Consider the following 17,095-nt stretch of genomic DNA (forward strand, 5'->3'; position numbering starts at 1 on the left):
TTATTCGTCTCTAAGTGCTACAATAGGTTTAATTTTTGCTGCTCTATAGGCTGGAATAAAGCCTGCCAAAGCTCCTGCAATAACTAAAACAAATACCGTTGAAATCGCCACATTAAAATCTACTTGTGGATTTCTAAAATATTCACTTTCCGCTTGAGGGCCTATTAGCTCAAGTAAAGCTAAGCCGCTTAAAAGACCCATAAATCCTGAAATTGAGGTAATAAATATAGACTCGTGTAAAATCATCCCAATTATTGAAAATGGTGTCGCTCCAAGTGCTTTTCGAATACCTATTTCTTTAGTTCTTTCTTTTACAATAATCATCATAATATTTCCAACTCCAACCACTCCCGCAATGATAGTACAGATCCCTACCCACCAAAAAAACAACCGAATATATAGGTTTAAATCATAAAACTTTTTAGCTTCAACAGTAGAGTTATTGATTCCAATAGCGCTTTCATCATCTGGAGCAATTGAATTTTTTCCTTTTAGCAAAAGTCCTAAATCGGTAGTGAATTTAGTAGCTTCAGCAACGGCCTCTTCGTACGTGTCTTTCTTTTTTAGAGTATAAAACAATACACTCACTTTATCGCCTATTCCATATACTTGCTGAGTAGTTGATAATGGCAAGAAGACCCGTCCTTCCTCTCGTTCTCCTCCTGGATCAGTATAAACACCAACCACTTTAAAATTGATATTGTTAACTGCAATTTTTTCGCCGATAGGATTTTTCCCTTTGAATAAATCCAAATTTAGTTTTTGACCTATTACAGCTACTTTTTCATTATTGATCAAATCATTGGCATTAATAAAACGTCCTTTTATAACTGTGGCATTTTCTATGGCTAAATAATCGGGATTTACGCCACGATATTGATAATTTCCTGCCTCTTTTCCATACACAATATTGGCGCCCCAAGCATTGTAAGTTGCTCCATTTTTATCAAATAAATCGCCATATTTTTGAACTGAAATATCATAATCGCTATTCCGAAATTGAATATTTCTGCCGGGATTCAGTCCTTTGTATGCTTTGGTTGTTGCACCAGACCAAACCTCGATTATACCAGCTGCATCACGTTCAAACTGTTTTTCTATTCCGTTTTGTAGTCCTTTGCCAACGCCAAGAAGAATAACCAAAATAAATATACCTGAAGCCACAGAAAGTCCCGTGAGAAAAGTTCTCAGTTTGTTTTTGGCGATTGCCTCAAATATTTCTTGCCAGCGTTCTACATTAAACATAAGATGAAGCTCTTACTTGTTCTACAAATTTATCGTCGATAATAATTCCATCTTTCAACACTACATTTCTTTTGCACATTGCTGCAATATCAGGTTCGTGAGTTACGATTAAGATGGTTTTTCCTTCGTCATTTATTCCTTGAATCAATTCCATAACTTCATAGGAAGTCAGAGTATCCAAAGCCCCTGTTGGCTCGTCGGCCAGTAATACTTTTGGGTTCGATGCCAAAGCTCTGGCAATAGCCACACGTTGTTTTTGTCCTCCAGAAAGTTCACTGGGTAAATGGTGCGAATGAGATGCCAAACCCACTTTCTCTAAATATCGCATTGCAATTTCATTGCGTTCTTTTCGCTTTAAACCTTGGTAGTACAGAGGCAAAGCCACATTATCTAAGGCACTTTTGTAATTAATCAAGTTGAAAGATTGAAATACAAAACCAAGAAATTGATTTCGATACTTAGAAGCGATTGTTTCATTTAATTTTTTGATAGGCACATTGTCTAAAGTATAAAGTCCCGAATCCGCTTCATCTAATATTCCAAGAATATTCAATAATGTAGATTTTCCAGAACCTGAGGATCCCATAATGGCGACCAACTCACCTTCTTTGATGTTGAAATTGATTCCTTTAAGCACGTGCAATTCAGAACCTCCTACGGAATACGATTTATGTAAGTCTTTAATTTCAATCATTTTAGATAATTTTAAACAAATTTAGAAATGCTGCAAATGTGATTTTAACAAGAAAACGTTAAAGGTTTCATTCTATTTCGATATAAGACATAATTTTTTTAAATATGTTACAGCCTAAGCCTAAAAATATATTTGTTTTGTTAATTTTGTTACATCAAACCAAAAATAAAATGCTAAAGTTTTTTCCCTTTCTATTTGTTATTCTGATTGTTTTCTTGATTTCGAGTTGTTCTACATCCAATAAAATAGCAGCACTAAAACCAGAACCCGATGATGCCAGCCCTTTGGTTTATGAAACAACACCTTCTTTTATTAATTTGCCTATTAGTGTCAAGTTAAAAGATGTAGAAAACCAAACTAATGTACTCTTGAATGGTTTAATTTACGAGGACAACAACATCGAAGACGACAATATCGAAATGAAAATTTGGAAATTGGCTCCAATAACCATCGAAAATGATAAAGAAAGTAATGGTGAAAAAATAAAAACCGTCTTACCTTTAAAAGTTTGGATTAGATATAGAATTGGCACAAAAAAACTGGGCGTTGAATTGTATAATTATAAGGAATTTAACCTCAATGGTGTAGTGACTTTGGTAAGCGATGTGGCTTTGACCAATTGGAAACTCAACACTAAAACCGAGCTAAAATCATTGGATTGGAATGAAAGTCCTACGATGACAGTTTTTGGGAAAAATGTTCCGGTTACCTATCTTATGACACCAGCAATCAAACTTTTTAGGTCCAAAATCGAAAAAAATATTGATGCTGCCATAGAAAAATCGATGGATTTCAAACCTAATGTTTTGGCGGCTTTAGAGAAAATTTGCGTGCCTTTTCAAATGAGTGAAGCATATGAAAGTTGGCTCAGAATTACGCCCATCGAAATATATTCGACCAATGCCATACTCAAAAAAGATACTTTTTTGATGGATATGGGAATGAAATGTACGATGACAACTTTGATTGGAAAACAACCAGAATCAAAATTCGATGCCTCAAAAATTGTACTAAAACCTGTTACAAAAATCCCGAACCAAATCACTGCAAACATTGCTGCAGTTTCCACTTTTGCTGAAGCCTCTAAAATAATGACCAAGAATTTTGCTGGACAGGAATTTGGTTCTGGCAGCAAAAAAGTAAAAGTGCAAAAGGTGGACATTTGGCATAAAAATGACAAAATGGTTATTGCTTTGGATGTTTTGGGAAGCGTGAATGGAACGATTTATTTAACCGGTTTTCCGCAATACAACGAACAAACCAAAGAAGTCTTTTTTGACAAATTGGATTATGTATTAGACACTAAGAATAAATTGCTGCGAACTGCTAACTGGCTTGCTCAAGGATTAGTTTTAAGAAAGATTCAAGAAAGCTGTCGCTATTCTATCGTTCCAAATTTAGAAGAAGGAAAACAAAGTATGGCTGCTTATTTGAAAAATTATTCTCCAATGCCTGGCGTTTTTGTCAACGGAAAAATGGAGGATATTCAGTTCCAAAAAATTCAATTGACTAATAAAGCTATTATTGCTTTCATAAAAGTTAACGGTACTGTGAGTGTGTCTGTAGATGGTTTGAAGTGATTGGGGGAAGTTAGGAGATGGAAGTTATCATTGTAATTGACATTGTCATTGTCATTGCTTTTGGCAATTCCCAATTAAATACAGATAAAATTCAGTTAAAAAATAAAATTAATTGACTGTATTTTTAAATTTTTAAGATTCCTTACATCAAAAAACATAAAATCAAAAAAATGATTCCAAAAACAGCCCTTGTATTGATTACACTATTAGCCCTCTTCTCTTGCTCTAAGGTAGTTCAGCAAAAAGAGGAAACTACAACTTCAGCATCTGAAAATTGGAAAACCGAAGTGGAAAATACCATACAATTATTTGGTCATAGAAATTGGATTGTGGTAGCCGATGGTGCTTATCCCAAACAAAGTAATCCCGCCATCAAAACCATTACTGTTGATGCCAATCAACTGGAAGTGGTGCAATTTGTGAATAAAGTAATCAAAAAATCATCGCACGTTCAAGCCAATATTTTTTTAGACAAAGAAATGGCTTTTGTTGCCGAAAAAGATGCCAAAGGAATTGACAAGTACAGAACCGACCTGAATAAAATACTAGAATCTAAAAAGGTTCAGACAATGTTGCACGAAGATATCATCAAAGAATTAGACAGCTCTGCGAAAGTATTTGATGTGCTTATTATAAAAACCAATTTGACCATTCCGTATACTTCAGTATTTTTTCAATTGGACTGTGGCTATTGGAATGCCGAAGCGGAACAAAATTTAAGAACTAGTTTAAATAGTAAAAAATAATTTAAGCCACATAGAAACATAGAAAAAAGATTGGGATAGCCCAATTGCTTCGCCTGTTCGCTATCACTCGGGTCTTGGGTTCACATAGCTATGTTTTTCTGGAATTAAGTGAAACGACTTGTAAAGTTTACAAAAACTATGTTTCTATGTGGTAAAAAAAAAATAGCTAATCAAATTACCCCAAACGAGTTAAAATACCAACCTAAAATAAAACAATAAAAAGATGAGTGATTCCCTTAATAACAACAATTGCGATCCTAATTCTGGATGTTGTACGCCAAAAGATACTACCACTACACCAGCAGAAGGCGGTATTCTTAGAAGAGATTTTTTGAAAGCTCTGGGATTGGCAACAGGAGGAATTCTAATTGGTTTTCCAGCTTTCGGGATGACAAATTCAAAATACGAATATACTATTCCTGTCGATAAAGGTTTGTCTCCTGAATGGTATAAAAGTTTGTATGAAAGAGGTCAAGCAGAAATTTACAGAGGAAAGGAATTGGCTTACATTGGAATGCCAATTGGAGGAATTGGCACCGGAACCGTCTATCTTGGGGGCGATGGGAAACTATGGTTGTGGGATATTTTTAATGAAACCAAAGAAGGAATCGTTGATAAAGTATACAAAGATTGGCAAGGCAAAAAAGAAATCAAACCCAGAGATGGCGCTAATTTTATTTTCCCCATTGCACCAGAATATCCTTTTGAACAAGGATTTGGAGTAAGAGTAATCCAAAAAGATACAGTTTGGAATAAAAATCTAGACTTTAATGGATTCGGTGATATCCGTTTCAAAGGGCAGTATCCAATGGCAGAAATAAATTATCGCGATGCCAAGTTACCTGTAACTATCGATTTGCAATCATTTTCGCCTTTCGTTCCGCTGGACGTAGCCGCTTCGAGTTATCCTGCAACAATTATGCGTTTCAAAGTCACCAATACCAGCGACCAAAATGCAACTGTCGAACTATCGGGTTGGTTGGAAAATGCAGTGCTGAATAATTCTGAAAACAACCGAGATTTAAAATTGGTCAATAGCATCGAAAAAAAATCGGGAAATACCGTTTTATCTTGTACTTCAAAAACCGATTCCGAGAGTGTCAAAAGACAAGCTGATTATGGAAATATGGCATTAACACTCTACAATTCAGGTAAAAAAAGCAAAGCCGAAGCGGGAACAACTATCGCTAGCAAACTTCTTTTTCCAGAAAACGAGCAAACTACCGCCGAAGCCAATCACGGCGAACAATTAGTCGGTGCGTTGAGCAAAACCGTGAAATTAAAACCTGGAGAATCTGCAGACATAACATTTATAGTAAGTTGGTATTTTCCTAACCTTTTGTTACCCCAAAATAAAAATTCAAAAGGAGAAAATAAAGGACGCTATTACAGCAAACGTTTCGAGAATGCTGCAGCCGTAGCGGCTTATATTGCCAATAATTACGAGGATCTATATACAAAAACCATCGCTTGGCGCAACTGCTTTTATGAAGATGCCACTTTACCGCATTGGTTCTTAAACCGAACTTTTGCCAACACTTCCATTTTAGCAACAGAAACTAGTTTCATACTAGAAGATGGTCGTTTTTGGGGTTGGGAAGGTATTGGATGTTGCTCCGGAACTTGCACACACGTTTGGCATTATGCACAAGCATTGGGTCGAATATTCCCAGATTTAGAAAAAAATTTAAGAGAAAGAACCGATTTTGCTGTAATCGATAATGCCACAGGAGGAATTGATTTTAGAGGGTCGCTGGCCAATAAATTTGCTGCCGACGGACAGGCCGGAATTGTACTTCGCTCTTATCGCGATTACTTACTTTCAGAAAACAATGCTGCTTTTTTAGAAAAAAATTGGGACAAGATAAAACTTTGTTTACAGTATTTAATCAATTTAGATGCCGAGGAAGGTGGCGAAGCGAACGGCACCATTTTTGGCGAACAGCACAACACCTTGGATGCCGAATGGTATGGTAATGTTCCTGTAATTACCTCGTTGTACTTGGCGGCATTGGCGGCTGCGGTAGAAATGGCTGCGGCAATGAAGGATACAATAGCCGAAAAACAATATGCTGCAATACTCGAATCAGGGAAGTTGAACATCGAAAAATTGTTTAACGGTGAGTTCTTTATACAAGTTGAAGATCCAAAACATAAAAACGCCATTGGTATTGGTTCGGGTTGTTATATCGATCAGGTTTTTGGACAGGGTTGGGCCTATCAACTTGGTTTGGGTCGATTGTACAACAAAGAAATGATCAAAAGTTCCTTGGAATCCTTATGGAAATACAATTTTGTTCCCGATATGGGACCGCTGAGAGACAGCATCTCACCCAAAAATAACGGAAGACCTTATGCTCTTGCCGGCGATGCAGGCTTAGTAATGTGTACTTGGCCAAAAGGTGGGAAAAGAGATGATTGGGAAAAGCACTGGCAATTTGGCTATTTCAATGAGGTTATGACCGGTTTCGAACATCAGTTGGCAAGCCATATGATTTGGGAAGATAAGCTAGATTACGGATTTTCGATGGTAAAAGCCATCCACGAACGCTATGGCGCCGCTAAAAGAAATCCGTATAACGAAATAGAATGTAGCGATCACTACTCGAGAGCGATGGCGAGTTACGGTGCTTTCATTGCGGCTTGTGGCTTTACTTACAACGGACCAAAAGGACAATTGGGCTTTGCGCCAAAAGTGAATCCCGAGAATTTCAAAGCCGCTTTTACAGCTACGGAAGGTTGGGGCAGTTTCCAACAAACCCGAACGGCCACTTCTCAAACCAATACTATACAATTGGAATACGGAAAATTAGCCCTCCAACAAATGGAAATAGCCTTACCTATTGGAAAACGAGCCAGCGACATTAAAGTTATGCTAAACAAAAAAACAGTAGAAGCCTCTTTTGCAACTGTAGAAGATAAAACGGTGGTTGTTTTTGCAAATCAAAAAATTACACTAAAAGATAAAATATCAGTTGTAATAAATTATTTGTCTTAAGTCCTGTTGCTTTAAAGCAGTTTGAAGATTAGATTATTATTGTTTACTCTTTTTCCGCATTCGATAAATATAATACCCTATTCCAGCAACAAGAATATACGGAATCACCATCAGATAAACAATACCATCATTTACGGCTTCTGCTTTGGCAGCATTGCCCTCACTCATCAAAGCGGCACGGCACATAGCGCACTGAGCGTTTGAAACTAGAGAAAAGAATAAAGAACAAAGAATAAAGAGCAAAGAATAAAGACCTTTACCTTTCTTTATTTCACTTCCAACTTCTAACTTCCCACTTCTAACTTTAACTAGCATAATAAGGCGAAATCATTAAATAAACTATAACTCCAGTAACGGCAACATACAACCAAATGGGGAATGTGATTTTGGCAATTTTTTTATGCTTATCAAACTTTTCTGCCAAAGCTCGAACATACGTTATCAAAACCAAAGGAATAACCGCAATCGACAAAATGATATGGGATATTAAAATAAAGAAATAAACCATTCTAATAGAACCTTCCCCGCCAAATTTTGTTGAATCCGTAGTCATATGATACGCCACATACATCACCAGAAAAGCTAATGACAGTGCAATTGCCGTAGTCATAAATCGTTGGTGAAGTAGTCTGTTTCCGTTTTTAATCGCCAATACTCCTGCAACCAAAACAACTGCCGTGATTCCGTTTATTGTGGCGTAAATTGGTGGTAGAAACGGAAGTGGTTCTACATCATAGCCAAGGTCTTTTAATTTAACGTTAAAAAGTATAGCAACAACAACCGGAATCAGAATGGAAACGAGTACTATATATTTGCTGAACTTTTTTTCTAATGCATTATTTTCCATATTATTCTTTTAATAAAATTGCAATGTCTTGTTGAATGTCTCTAACTCCGGTTTTTTCCAAACCATCATAATACAAAATCGGATTCCCGTATTTGTCTTTCCGGCAACGAATAATTCCGTTTTTATCAATCAAAGCAAACAATCCCGAATGTTCAAACCCTCCTTTAGCCTTATTATTCTGGCCTGCATAAAGATTGAATCCTTTATTAGACAAATCAAAAATATAGGCTTTATCTCCTGTCAAGAAATTCCAATTAGAAGATTTTACGCCTAATAATTCTCGATGTTCTTTCAAAACTTTAGCGGTGTCGTGTTCGGGATCGATAGTAATAGAGACCATACCGAAATTAGGATTGCCAAAAAAGGTTTTTTCAATTTGCAACATACTTAAATTCATCTTCGGACAAATTGAAGGACAGGTAGCAAAGAAAAATTCTAAAACATACACCTTGCCTTTATAAGTTTCGTTTGTAACCTTAAGGTTATCTTGGTTTACCAAATCAAATTTTGGAGCAGGGCCAATTTTTACCAAACTTCCATTGTCTTGTGATGAATTAGACACTTTGTCCAATCGATCTCCTTTAACAATTTCGTTGTTTTGAAAACGGTCAATAATTTTTGGAACAGCATAAATTCCGAAAACCAAAATAACAATTGAAATCCCGATATATGATTTGTTCTTAAACATTATTTATAAAAATTAAAGTTGTTTTGTGGCATTATGATTTTTCTTTAAAGCCGCACGATATTCATAAAGAATAACTTTGAAATCATCCAGCATTTCGTTGCTCAGATCAGCAAGATGAAAAGTATTGTAGCCTTCTTTATATCCTTTCTTTTCTTTTCTTCCCCGAAGGTTTCTTTCCTTATCAACTATATAGACGTTTGGAGTTCCAAAATCGGCATCCAATTTTCCAACTAATTTTAGCTGATTGTAATAGGTTTTGATTTCATCTGGCGATGTAAAAACAAAATACCATTGACTAACATCAGTAGTTGCGCTTAATGCATCGACAATTTTTTGCACATCCTGTTCGGTTCCCAAAGGGCAAATAACCACAAATTGAAGATCTTTGAAAGTATGATAGCGATCGTAAATTTTGGCATTAAGATTAAAAAAATTACCTCTATTTTTTAAGATGTTAGTTCCTGCAAAACCAAGGATTGTTATTTTACCATCGAGACTAACTTTCTCGTTTTTCAGCGATTTCCAATTTCCAAAATCAGCTATTTTAGGAGTAATAATAGGCAATCTTGTATAACTATTTACTCCTGATGCAAAAAAAAGATAGGCAACAATAGGTAAAACAAAAAGAACGAAGAGAACAATATTTTTTTTCATATGTAGATATTTATTGCTTTTTATCGGTCATATGTAATTCGCATATCTTCATTGGTTTTTGCGACCAACTTTAGGTCATGCTCATTTCATAATTAAAACGAAAGTATACTATGCAAAAATAAAAAAAGGCATCCACCGTGGTGGACACCTTTTTAATAAAATACTATTTTATTAAAAATTCCACTTGATGGTAGAGTTCTTAAAAACCTCGAATATATAATCAGCTTCAGTCAACAGAATAAAAAGCAAATAAGCTACTAAAAAAATTAAAGGCCAGATTACTGCATATCTTAAAGCCGATTTTTCACCTTCCATGTGCATAAAAGCATAAACAATATAATAGGCTTTTACTCCAGTTAATATGATGAAAATCCAGTTTAACAAGTTTAGCCCCAGTAAACTATTGTTATGCAAAATGGCAGGCTTAACAATTCCGAAAATTACCTCAACGATTGTAATTATAGATAATATACCAAAAACTGTCCAAATTCTTTTTGTGTTAGAAACGTGTGCGTGTGACATAATAATTCCTTTTTGTAAATTAAACTAGATAGAAAACTGTGAATACGAAAACCCAAACTAAATCAACAAAGTGCCAATAAAGCCCAACTTTTTCGACCATTTCATAACTTTTTCTTTTCTCATAAGTGCCCAGTAACACATTAAAGAAAATAATAATATTGATAATAACTCCAGAAAATACGTGGAAACCGTGAAAACCTGTAATAAAGAAAAAGAAATCAGCAAATAACTTACTGCCATATTCATTTCTGGTAAGATTTGCCCCTTCTACAACTAACGTAGCATCTTTCAAACGCAATTCTGATTGAGCTCTTGTTAGCACCGTTTTTTTCTTATTAGCATCAATCACTTCAGTTCTTACCAAAATATTTGGATGCGCTTTGAACCCAGCTTGAACTTCGGCAACAGAATAGGAAGGCAAAGTAGGTTCATCCATAAACCATTTCGCTTTATCTCTAGTTAACTGCTCTCTTTCTTCGGGCAAAGTTGCTGCAAAATCAGCTAGAGCAACTCTTTTTCCATCAGTATCAACAAACTGAAGCAAACTTCCACCTTTGGTTTCAATAGCACCATATTCGCCTTTTATAAAATTTTTCCATTCCCATGCTTGTGAACCAACAAATATTAACCCACCAATAATGGTTAAAAACATATAAACAACTACTTTGTCTTTTTTCATCTGGTGTCCAGCATCAACAGCGAGAACCATCGTAACCGATGAAAAAATCAAAACAAAAGTCATAAATGCCACATAATACATTGGCGCTGTAACACCGTGCATGAAAGGAAAGTGAGTAAACACTTCATCGGCTAAAGGCCAAGTCTCAATAAATTTGAATCTGGAAAATCCATAAGCAGCAAGAAATCCTGAAAATGTTAACGCATCTGACAGAATAAAAAACCACATCATTAATTTACCATAATTGGCTCCTAAGGGTTGGCTGCCGCCACCACCCCAAACTTTTTCTCCACTATTCGCAGTTGTAACTGTACTCATAAAATATTTAATTAAAAGTTGTCAAATCTACAATTTTTCTTATTCAAAGAAAAATAAAAATAAAAATAAATAAATCCACAATAAATCTAGAAAGTGCCAGTACATAGCACCTAGTTCAATACCTAAAGTTTCTGTCGAATTATATTTATGTCTCAATTGTTTGAATATGATGATAAAAAGCGCAATCAGTCCGCCAGCAAGGTGCAACAAGTGAACTACAGTAACTATATATAGAAATGTAGTTGTAATTGAACTTTCGGCACCTGTAAAATAATAACCGCTTTCTACAATTTGTCCAAAACCCACAAATTGCAATACCACAAATAAAATCCCTAAGGCTAAAGTAGCCAAAAGAAAAGAAGTTGTCGCTTTTTGATTGTCCTTTTGAATGGCTTTTTTTGCCAAATGGAAAGTGATACTACAGCCAATAATCACTGCTGTACTATAATAAAATGCAGTGGGTAATTGAAAATCCTTCAACCAGTCGGCTCTGGATTTACTTACCACAAAAGCACTAGTTAGCCCAGCAAACATCATAATCATACTAATCATGGCAAACAATAACAACAATTTGTATGATCTTGCTGTTCTTGATTTCTGCTCTTCGGCGGTCATTGTCGTTGTCATAGCTATCTTAAAATTTTATCAAATATATAAATTAACTGCAATAAAGTAATATAAGCAACACTCACCAGCATTAAAGTTCTCGCGGCTTTGGGAGTTCTTGATTTATATAATTTCACCCCGTAAAAAAGCATCCAAAGTCCTAGCAAAAATACCAAAACTGTTGCTACTGGCGAAATAAATAATTGCCCTGTATAACCCAAAGAAGGCAAAAGCGAAGCTACAATTAACCAAGCGGTATACAATAATATTTGCAGAGCTGTTGCATTATCTTTTTTTCCTGTTGGCAACATGAAGAAACCTGCTTTTTCATAATCTTCGAATAAAAACCAACCTATTGCCCAAAAGTGAGGAAACTGCCAAAAAAACTGAATCAAAAATAAAGTACCTGCTTCAATACCAAAATTGCCCGTAGCAGCAACCCAACCCAACATAAACGGAATTGCTCCAGGAATCGCTCCAACAAAAACCGACAAAGGAGTAACTGTTTTTAAAGGTGTATACATACTTGTATATAAAACTATAGAAATCGCACCAAACATTGCTGTTTTTGGATTGATGGTATATAGTAAAATAATCCCGATAAGGGTAAGAATACTAGCAATAACCAACGCGAGATTCGGCGACATTCTTCCGGCTGGAACAGGACGATTCTTGGTTCGGTCCATCAAGGCGTCAAGGTCTTTTTCGATGACTTGATTATAGGCATTCGATGCGCCTACCATACAATAACCGCCAATAACCAGTTTTAACAAAATCATCCAATCTAACGAGAAAATATCAGAAACACCCAACAAAAAACCAGCGACTGATGAAAAAACAACACTAATAGCCAAACCCGCTTTAGTGATTGCTTTGAAATCAATATAAATGGATTTAATGGAAATAGATGTGGTATTCAAAGTTTGATTGCTTTATTTTAAAACTTTGGCAAAAGTAGTTTATCAAAAGGGAATAGACAAAAAACAATTCATAAAAAACTGATTTTAATAATTCCTCATTATAACCCTTCCAGAAATTAAATTACTCACGGTCAGAATCGTATTTCCTGCATAGTTATAATGAATTAATTTTACGAAACTCAATCATTTTATCTAAAAAACTTGCAGATATAGGATATTCCCTTTTTTTTAATTCGTCATAAGCAATTAGCACTGAATTTGAATTATATTCCCTCCAAAAGAAAATCACGTAACTCAAATCTAAACTAGATATTTTGTCCAAGGATTCCTTTTCAATTGTTTTAACTGTAATCATAGTTTTATGATTATTTGTTACCAAAAATTTACTACACTAAATAAATAACGCAAATGGCGCCAAAACCTATAGCAACTAATTTAGAGTCGACAATAAATTAATGGTTGAAAAACTGATTGTTCCATTTGCTCAAGTTGTTAATATACAGCAAACTTAGATTCTATAAAAATCACTTCCTTACGGTTTTCCTCATTTTGGCAGTTTTTTTTTAAAATAAAAAAACCACAACTTTAGAGTTTGTGGTTAGATGAAAAATTGAAAAGATGGTATTTATATTTAAAAATTAAATTTATTTCTCATAAATCTAATGCTAAAAATTGAAACCAATAATCCAACAAAAAAAGTAAAAATAAGGTTAAAAATTGTATTTTCAGATTCTACTGCGTCACAGCTACTTCTTTCAAAAAACAATAAATAATTCAATTTGGTATTTTTGGATACATCATCAAATGAAAATATTCACATATTTTATTGTTTGCAAAAAAAATAAAAGAAATTACAATAGTTGTAAATAAGAACGCAAACATTTTTCGGTGAATTGATTTCATTTCACTAATAATCAAAATACCAATTAAACACATCCGAACGAATGCCTAAAGAAAACCAAGTTGTACTTTCGTTAAATACTGTTGCTGTGTTTTGATTTGGGTTGAAGTTTCTATAAATAAAACTACCGAAAAGTTTCAAATTAGTCATTGGGTTAACCAAATATCCAGCTTGTAAATCGGTGATAAAAATGTTAGTTTTATTTCCTTGCCCTACTTTCACGCCAGAATTATACGGTCTGTCGTCATCGTAATCTCTGTAAATATTTCCTCCAAAATTTGAATTGGTACCTGAATTAGCAAAATCAAATCCCCTTGTTCCAATGGTTATTTTTGCATCGGCATAAAATCTTCCTTTGTGATACCTCGCAATAGCTAAAAGTTCTTCAAAATTTCCTCCCCAAGGATGCCCCATGTTTTGATTGTTGTGTCCGTAATTGGTAATCGGTGTACTATGCGAATACACATACGGACGGACGTGATTAAATTCTAATTGCAACAATAAATTATTAACTTTAAAAGCATTGAAATATTTCACACCCATCTGGTACGCAAATTTATTTTTCCAACTATTGGATTCATTTTTAATTTCTCCCAACGAAAACTCATCTAACAAAAATTGTCCATAAAGACTAACGTTGTTGCTCCATTTGTACTTAGAACTAAAACCCAAAACTGCATTCCCAGTTCGAGCCGATGAAGCAAACTCAACGGAGCGATAAAAAATAATGGGGTTTACAAAGTGCATATCAAAACCTCTATTGTTGGTATCTGTCCAAATTACAGATTCAAAAAGCCCTAGATTTAATCGATTAGAAATATTCCAACTCAAATAATGGTTCGCCATATATTTGGTCGAATAGGTTCTTTCGAGAGTTGCTTCGGGACGCACATCTTTGAGCCACATATAGGTATTTGTGTATTTTACTTTCCAGAAATTAGTGTTTATTTTAAAATAAGGATACGGACTTGCTCCGTCACTTTCGAATAAAGAACGGTAACCGTCACCTATAAAATTTCTACCATAACCCAATTGTAAATCGATGAATTTAGATGGAGCAAAAGTCAAATTGGCATCGGCCGATGGAATATCATACGCATCTGTCTTAAAATCTTTAGCAATTCCAATTCCTGGAATAATAGCTGGATTTCCGCCAGCAGGTTTTATGGAATTGGCATATCGATTGTAATAATCAGCAAAACGGCCTTGACTTTCATAAATGGTTGTTGTGAAATTTAATGTAGATCCCAAACCTCCACTCAAATTTATTCCACGTGTATTTATAAAAGTGTTCACTTGCTTATTACCTGATGCTTTACCTACTTGTAAATCGATAATCGGATTTAAGACAAACCAATAGTCCTCACCTTGGATTTCGACCAAGTTCTCATTCCATAACTTTCTTGCCCACCATCCAGAAGCTTTTTTCTTTATCTTTTCGTTTTCAGCAGCAAGATTGTAATATTTAGCAACTTCTACATAAGTATAAGGTTTTGAAGCCGTATGATTATTAGCTCCAACTTGATTCAATGCGCCATCAAAACGGGCATAAAAACTGTGCGAAAAAGGAACGTTCAAATGGCTTTCAAACTGTGGATTATTGAATTTTTTATAGACAATGCTATCTAATTCTGTGAGTTTTTTAGGAATTACTTTTATGGTCTCGGCTACAACAACGGCTACAGAATCTAGTTGTTCTGTACTTTTCAAAGGTATTGCAATGGTGATGTTGTATTGAGAAAAAGTGGGATTTCCGTTGTAGGTTGCGGGTTTACTATTTGGAAATTTTGCAAAAACTCTTTTCGCCTCAACTATCAGCGCCTCATCGACAGCGTTGACATAAATCGCTTTGAACGCACCGTTTTTATCAACTTCAAAAAGTACTTTTACATTGCCTGTAAAATTATTTTGAACCAAATTTTCAGGAACTACAAAATTTTTGTAAACGAAATCCTGAACTTCATTGTAAAAACATTTTTCTAATGCTGCGGATTGCAAATTTTCACATTTGGGGAAAATAGGAAATTGCTCGGGAGAAAAATTAGTGCTTTTACTCTTCTCGTCTTGAGCAAAAGTCACAAAATTAATAAGAGATAAAAGTAATGTCAGGAATCCTTTTTTCATAGTATTGTATTGATTTTAGTAACCTTCTGTTTTTTGTCCGTGAGCAATGGCTTTTGCACCAGAAGTGCCAATTCGTTTTACGCCTAAACGAATCATTTCAAGTGCTTCTTCATAAGTTCTCACCCCACCAGCAGCTTTTACAGGAAGCGGATTGGCATTTTCGAGCATTATAATAATGGCTGGAACAGTTGCCCCGTTTGGCAAATTATCCTCTGTTTTATAAAAACCTGTTGACGATTTTACAAAAACCGAAGCATAATTTTCTTCCTTAAAATTAGTAATAATAAGGTTTTTTATCAATACGGACAGTTGAATTATTTGCTTTTCACTCAGTGCTGCTACTTCAATAATCCATTTTACGACTTTGTTATTTGCCAAGCCCAATTGGGTACAATTTAAAATTTCTTCTTTGACCAAATCCACATTTCCGGCTTTGAAAGCTTCGTAATTGCAAACAAAGTCTAAATCATCAGCTCCATCTTGAATCGCTTGAGCTGCTTCGAAAAGTTTGGCTTCTAAACCTGCTTTTCCTTCTGGAAAATCAATTACTGTACCTATTTGAACCACTGAATTAGCATCTGTAATCATTTTGCTTGCTAAGGAAACCATATCAGGACGAATCATAATAAGTTTGAAATTCTCCTCGATAGCTTCTTGAATAAATTCTTTAACAATAATTGTATTTTCAGCTTCGCTTAGTCCTGCTTGTGCGGGAGTTTTTAAATAAGTTGAATCTAAATATTGCTTAATATTCATTTGTTTTGAGTGTAATTTTGTGAATTAAATTTTATCTATAATTCGGTTATAGGCATTCAACAAAATGATTGTGGTGACAGCAAAACTTGCTCCCAATAGATTCGACAAAACATCAAAAATATCTGCAATTCTTGTTGTTGTAAAATATTGTTGCATCAGCTCGATTAAAATCCCAAAAATAAAGGAGAATACAAATGCCAAGGCTAAAGGTTTAAAATTACTAGCATTATCTAATTTCTTTTTTAAATACAAAAACCAGAGTGTTGTAAATACAAAATGAAGAACAACGTGAATAACTTTGTCTATATATAGTATATTTATTACTGGCAAATTATTTGCGTTGTCAAGACAAAGAAACAAGATTACTCCAGTCCAGAATAAAGCTGCCGTTAAAAATAAATTTTTACGCACCAATCAATACTTTGTAGGATTCACTTGAAAGCAAGGAGTCAATTTCGGTAGGATTTGCGATTTTCACTTTTATCATCCAACCTGCGCCATAAGGATCTTCATTTACACTTTCGGGCTTGCTTTCAAGTGCGTCATTAAACTCGATAATTTCGCCAGCAAGAGGAAGAAATAAATCCGAAACTGTTTTTACGGCTTCAACGGTTCCAAAAACCTCGTCTTTATCGAGAGTTTGGTCTAAAGTTTCTACCTCAACATATACAATATCGCCTAATTCTTTTTGTGCAAAATGAGTAATTCCTATTGTTGCAATAGCACCTTCAATGCTAACCCATTCGTGATCTTTGGTGTATTTTAAATTTTCTGGTATGTTCATTATGATTTTAGATTTTAGATTTTAGATTTTGTC

18 protein-coding genes are annotated in these 17,095 nt (G+C 34.8%); 3 read left to right on the forward strand and 15 right to left on the reverse strand.

Annotated elements, in window-relative coordinates:
• Entirely contained in the window at positions 1-1,245 is a 1,245-nt protein-coding gene (locus tag RMO83_RS16185; RefSeq protein WP_310560738.1) for an ABC transporter permease, read from the reverse strand.
• A complete protein-coding gene (locus tag RMO83_RS16190) occupies positions 1,238-1,939 on the reverse strand; it encodes an ABC transporter ATP-binding protein (protein WP_310560739.1) in 702 nt (233 codons plus the stop codon). The genes RMO83_RS16185 and RMO83_RS16190 overlap by 8 nt, the downstream gene beginning before the upstream one ends.
• A gap of 170 nt (positions 1,940-2,109) precedes the next feature.
• Between RMO83_RS16190 and RMO83_RS16195 the strand changes: the two genes are divergently transcribed.
• The 3 genes from RMO83_RS16195 (at position 2,110) to RMO83_RS16205 (ending at position 7,263) form a co-directional block, all read left to right on the forward strand.
• Positions 2,110-3,519 (forward strand): DUF4403 family protein, encoded by a 1,410-nt coding sequence (locus RMO83_RS16195; RefSeq protein ID WP_310560740.1) that lies wholly within the window; start codon positions 2,110-2,112, stop codon positions 3,517-3,519.
• A 170-nt stretch (positions 3,520-3,689) separates the two neighbouring features.
• Complete coding sequence (locus RMO83_RS16200; protein WP_310560741.1) at positions 3,690-4,265, forward strand: RbsD/FucU domain-containing protein; 576 nt, start codon at positions 3,690-3,692, stop codon at positions 4,263-4,265.
• Positions 4,266-4,488: 223 nt separating this feature from the next.
• The gene (locus RMO83_RS16205) at positions 4,489-7,263 is read left to right on the forward strand and encodes a GH116 family glycosyl-hydrolase (RefSeq protein WP_310560742.1); all 2,775 of its coding nucleotides are present in this window, start codon (positions 4,489-4,491) and stop codon (positions 7,261-7,263) included.
• 36 nt (positions 7,264-7,299) lie between these two features.
• Here the strand turns inward: RMO83_RS16205 and RMO83_RS16210 are convergent, their stop codons facing one another.
• The 13 genes from RMO83_RS16210 to gcvH form a co-directional block, all read right to left on the reverse strand.
• A complete protein-coding gene (locus RMO83_RS16210) occupies positions 7,300-7,449 on the reverse strand; it encodes a hypothetical protein (protein WP_310560743.1) in 150 nt (49 codons plus the stop codon).
• A gap of 118 nt (positions 7,450-7,567) precedes the next feature.
• Positions 7,568-8,110 carry a DUF420 domain-containing protein gene (locus RMO83_RS16215; RefSeq protein ID WP_310560744.1) on the reverse strand — a complete coding sequence of 181 codons (543 nt, stop codon included), beginning with the start codon at positions 8,108-8,110 and terminating at the stop codon, positions 7,568-7,570.
• Between the two features lies 1 nt (position 8,111).
• Positions 8,112-8,798 (reverse strand): SCO family protein, encoded by a 687-nt coding sequence (locus RMO83_RS16220; RefSeq protein WP_310560745.1) that lies wholly within the window; start codon positions 8,796-8,798, stop codon positions 8,112-8,114.
• Between the two features lie 12 nt (positions 8,799-8,810).
• Complete coding sequence (locus RMO83_RS16225) at positions 8,811-9,452, reverse strand: hypothetical protein (RefSeq protein WP_310560746.1); 642 nt, start codon at positions 9,450-9,452, stop codon at positions 8,811-8,813.
• Positions 9,453-9,623: 171 nt separating this feature from the next.
• Positions 9,624-9,974 carry a cytochrome C oxidase subunit IV family protein gene (locus RMO83_RS16230; RefSeq protein ID WP_310560747.1) on the reverse strand — a complete coding sequence of 117 codons (351 nt, stop codon included), beginning with the start codon at positions 9,972-9,974 and terminating at the stop codon, positions 9,624-9,626.
• Positions 9,975-9,993: 19 nt separating this feature from the next.
• Positions 9,994-10,971: a cytochrome c oxidase subunit 3 gene (locus tag RMO83_RS16235; protein ID WP_310560748.1), complete on the reverse strand. Its 978-nt coding sequence runs from the start codon at positions 10,969-10,971 to the stop codon at positions 9,994-9,996.
• Between the two features lie 39 nt (positions 10,972-11,010).
• Positions 11,011-11,598, reverse strand: a complete 588-nt coding sequence (locus RMO83_RS16240; protein ID WP_310560749.1) for a cytochrome c oxidase subunit 3 — start codon at positions 11,596-11,598, stop codon at positions 11,011-11,013.
• 2 nt (positions 11,599-11,600) lie between these two features.
• Positions 11,601-12,497: a heme o synthase gene (gene cyoE / locus RMO83_RS16245; RefSeq protein ID WP_310560750.1), complete on the reverse strand. Its 897-nt coding sequence runs from the start codon at positions 12,495-12,497 to the stop codon at positions 11,601-11,603.
• A gap of 154 nt (positions 12,498-12,651) precedes the next feature.
• A complete protein-coding gene (locus tag RMO83_RS16250; RefSeq protein ID WP_310560751.1) occupies positions 12,652-12,852 on the reverse strand; it encodes a hypothetical protein in 201 nt (66 codons plus the stop codon).
• Between the two features lie 552 nt (positions 12,853-13,404).
• Positions 13,405-15,522: a gliding motility protein RemB gene (locus RMO83_RS16255; RefSeq protein WP_310560752.1), complete on the reverse strand. Its 2,118-nt coding sequence runs from the start codon at positions 15,520-15,522 to the stop codon at positions 13,405-13,407.
• Positions 15,523-15,537: 15 nt separating this feature from the next.
• Positions 15,538-16,278 (reverse strand): deoxyribose-phosphate aldolase, encoded by a 741-nt coding sequence (gene deoC / locus RMO83_RS16260; RefSeq protein ID WP_310560753.1) that lies wholly within the window; start codon positions 16,276-16,278, stop codon positions 15,538-15,540.
• Positions 16,279-16,302: 24 nt separating this feature from the next.
• Positions 16,303-16,689 (reverse strand): VanZ family protein, encoded by a 387-nt coding sequence (locus RMO83_RS16265; protein ID WP_310560754.1) that lies wholly within the window; start codon positions 16,687-16,689, stop codon positions 16,303-16,305.
• Positions 16,682-17,062 carry a glycine cleavage system protein GcvH gene (gene gcvH / locus RMO83_RS16270; protein ID WP_310560755.1) on the reverse strand — a complete coding sequence of 127 codons (381 nt, stop codon included), beginning with the start codon at positions 17,060-17,062 and terminating at the stop codon, positions 16,682-16,684. Before gcvH ends, RMO83_RS16265 begins: the two co-directional genes overlap by 8 nt.
• Positions 17,063-17,095: the final 33 nt, after the last annotated feature.

It is taken from the genome of Flavobacterium sp., from assembly GCF_031423415.1.
Lineage (GTDB): Bacteria > Bacteroidota > Bacteroidia > Flavobacteriales > Flavobacteriaceae > Flavobacterium.